The 237-nt window shown below is 67.9% G+C and carries 1 protein-coding gene; it reads left to right on the top strand.

Annotated features, from left to right (window positions below):
- Nucleotides 1-237, top strand: a 237-nt coding sequence (locus tag SB764_RS44470) for an ATP-grasp domain-containing protein (RefSeq protein WP_410867373.1), incomplete at both ends; no start/stop codon positions are given.

A 237-nucleotide genomic window follows, 5' to 3' on the forward strand; every position in this document is an offset into this window, starting at 1 on the left:
CTGGGTCGTCAAGGCACAGATCCACGCGGGCGGCCGCGGCAAGGGCGGCGGCGTGAAGCTGGCGCGCTCGCTGGACGACGTGCGCAAGCTCGCCTCCGAAATCCTGGGCATGCAGCTGGTCACGCACCAGACCGGCCCGGAAGGCCAGAAGGTCCGCCGCCTGTACATCGAAGACGGCGCCGACATCCAGAAGGAATACTACGTGTCGCTGGTCACCGACCGCGCCACCCAGAAGGT

This window comes from Paraburkholderia sp. SIMBA_027, from assembly GCF_046535315.1.
Taxonomy (GTDB): domain Bacteria; phylum Pseudomonadota; class Gammaproteobacteria; order Burkholderiales; family Burkholderiaceae; genus Paraburkholderia; species Paraburkholderia tropica.